The following is a 3,148-nucleotide window of genomic DNA, read 5'->3' as shown; positions in this document are numbered from 1 at the left end:
TGGGAGTCTTGATTGCCTGTATCATGGCGGTGCTTATGGACAGTCTGACTTGGCTCAATGATCTTATCTACCCTATGATGGTGGTTGTCCAGACCATTCCGACCATTGCTATAGCTCCTATCCTGGTCTTGTGGCTAGGCTATGGAATTTTGCCTAAGATTGTCTTGATAATCCTGACGACAACCTTCCCTATCATCGTCAGTATTTTGGATGGATTTAGGCACTGTGACAAGGATATGCTGACCTTGTTTAGTCTGATGCGAGCAAATCCTTGGCAAATCCTGTGGCATTTTAAAATCCCGGTTAGTCTGCCTTACTTTTATGCAGGCTTGAGGGTCAGTGTCTCCTACGCCTTTATCACGACAGTGGTATCTGAGTGGTTGGGAGGCTTTGAAGGACTTGGTGTTTATATGATTCAGTCCAAGAAACTGTTTCAGTATGATACCATGTTTGCGATTATTATTTTGGTGTCGATTATCAGTCTTCTAGGTATGAAGCTGGTCGATATCAGTGAAAAATATGTGATTAAATGGAAACGTCCTTAAAATAGAGCGTTTTTGAAAAAGAAAAGAGGAAATAACATGAAAAAGACATGGAAAGTGTTTTTAACGATTGTAACAGCTCTTGTAGCTGTCGTGCTTGTGGCTTGTGGCCAAGGAACTGCTTCTAAGGACAACAAAGAAGCAGAAGTCAAGAAGATTGACTTTATCCTAGACTGGACACCAAACACTAACCACACTGGACTTTATGTAGCCAAGGAGAAAGGCTATTTCGAAGAAGCTGGAGTAGATGTTGACTTGAAATTGCCGCCAGAAGAAAGCTCATCTGACTTGGTGATCAATGGCAAGGCACCATTTGCTATCTATTTCCAAGACTACATGGCTAAGAAATTAGAAAAAGGAGCAGGGATTACTGCCGTTGCCGCTATCGTAGAACACAATACATCAGGAATCATCTCACGTAAATCGGACAATGTCAGCAGTCCAAAGGACTTGGTTGGTAAGAAATACGGAACTTGGAATGACCCAACGGAACTAGCTATGTTGAAAACCTTGGTAGAATCTCAAGGTGGAGACTTTGAGAAGGTCGAAAAAGTACCAAACAACGACTCAAACTCGATTACACCAATTGCCAATGGTGTCTTTGATACTGCTTGGATCTACTACGGTTGGGACGGTATCCTTGCCAAATCTCAAGGTGTAGACGCCAACTTCATGTACTTGAAAGACTATGTGAAAGAGTTTGACTACTACTCACCAGTTATCATCGCAAACAACGACTATCTCAAAGACAATAAAGAAGAAGCTCGTAAAGTTATCCAAGCTATCAAAAAAGGCTACCAATACGCTATGGAACACCCAGAAGAAGCTGCAGATATCCTCATCAAGAATGCACCTGAACTCAAAGAAAAACGTGACTTTGTCATCGAATCTCAAAAATACTTGTCAAAAGAATACGCAAGCGAAAAGGGAAAATGGGGACAATTTGACGCAGAACGCTGGAATGCCTTCTACAAATGGGATAAAGAAAATGGTATCCTAAAAGAAGACTTGACAGACAAAGGCTTCACCAACGAATTTGTAAAATAATGACAGAAATTAGACTAGAACACGTAAGCTATGCCTATGGCGAGGAGAAGATTTTAGAGGATATCAACCTGCAGGTGACTTCGGGTGAAGTAGTCTCTATCCTAGGTCCCAGTGGTGTAGGCAAGACTACCCTCTTTAACCTGATTGCAGGAATTTTAGAAGTCCAGTCAGGTAGAATTGTCCTTGATGGGGAGGAGAATCCCAAGGGGCGCGTGAGTTATATGTTGCAAAAGGATCTCCTCTTGGAGCACAAAACGGTGCTTGGCAATATCATCCTGCCCCTCTTGATTCAAAAGGTTGATAAGACGGAAGCCATTGCCCGAGCGGATGACATCCTTGCGACCTTCCAGCTGACAAACGTACGGGATAAGTATCCTCACGAACTCAGCGGAGGGATGCGCCAGCGTGTAGCCTTGCTTCGGACCTATCTTTTTGGACACAAGCTCTTTCTTTTAGATGAGGCTTTTAGCGCCTTGGACGAGATGACCAAGATGGAACTCCACGCTTGGTATCTGGAGATTCATAAGCAGTTGCAGCTGACGACCCTCATCATCACGCATAGTATTGAAGAGGCCCTCAATCTCAGCGACCGTATCTACATTCTAAAAAATCGGCCGGGACAGATTGTTTCTGAAGTCAAACTAGATTGGTTCCAGAGCGAAGACAAGGAAGTCCAAAAAATTGCCTATAAACGTCAAATCTTAGCGGAATTGGGATTAAATACTTAGATTCTTAGAACAATATTATATATTAAGTCCAAGCAAGAACCCTGCTTGGATTTAATTGTTTCAAAGCTTATGCGGACGTGGGATTGGCTGACTTATCCATCTATCTGATAAGTTAATATAAAAATTAGCACATTATAGTTGACATACTGTTATAGACCTGTATAATATAATTGAACCATTATAGACAATAAGGAGGATAATGTGGTGAAAAAGAGAACTAGTAAACTCTTTCGTTGCTTGATGGCCTTGCTACTGGTTGTGTCGGTCTTTTTGCCTGCACTAAGACTTAATGGAGTAGTTAGTGCTGCCGAAAAAACTGAATCAGAGTACACTTTGACTACAGAGCCGACGATTAATACGAACCGATTAGTCGATCATGCCAAATATGGAGAAGGTAAGTTCTATCTTAAAACAACTTACGCATTCCCAGACAATGTAACTCTGAATAACGGTGATTTCATGGTTTATCACGTTCCAAATGAGTTCAAAATCGAAGTAGATTCTAGTACAGATTTGAAAGCTCCGAACGGTGAAACGATTGCAAAACTGACAACAGAGAAGGCAACGAATACTGCTAAGATTACAGTAACAAACGAAGAGTACTTTAAGAAGTTTAATGAGAACAAACAAATTGTTGCATCATTTACTGTGGTATGGGCAGACCATGTTGAAAAGAACAAGGAATATGAAATCAACATTCCTGGTGCAGGAGTTTACCATTTGACTCGTATCGTTCCAGACGTTGACCCAACTGGATTTACTAAATGGGGAGTTCAAGACTCAGACGATCCTAACTATGTAAACTGGCGTATCCGTGTTAACCGCTATGCA

General features: G+C 41.6%; 4 protein-coding genes. All 4 read left to right on the top strand.

Annotation, left to right across the window (positions count from 1 at the left end):
• Positions 1 to 545, top strand: a 545-nt coding sequence (locus GMD4S_RS07595) for an ABC transporter permease (RefSeq protein WP_000485481.1), incomplete at its 5' end; no start/stop codon positions are given.
• 36 nt (positions 546 to 581) lie between these two features.
• A complete protein-coding gene (locus GMD4S_RS07590) occupies positions 582 to 1,589 on the top strand; it encodes an ABC transporter substrate-binding protein (RefSeq protein WP_000754530.1) in 1,008 nt (335 codons plus the stop codon).
• Positions 1,589 to 2,317 (top strand): ABC transporter ATP-binding protein, encoded by a 729-nt coding sequence (locus tag GMD4S_RS07585; protein ID WP_000136211.1) that lies wholly within the window; start codon positions 1,589 to 1,591, stop codon positions 2,315 to 2,317. The genes GMD4S_RS07590 and GMD4S_RS07585 overlap by 1 nt, the downstream gene beginning before the upstream one ends.
• A 204-nt stretch (positions 2,318 to 2,521) precedes the next feature.
• On the top strand, positions 2,522 to 3,148 hold a 627-nt coding region (locus GMD4S_RS07580; RefSeq protein WP_008289478.1), incomplete at its 3' end, for an Ig-like domain-containing protein.

The sequence above is a fragment of the Streptococcus sp. GMD4S genome (assembly GCF_000296955.1).
Note: the sequence above shows the minus strand (reverse complement) of the source record. Positions and strands in the feature narration are given on the sequence as shown.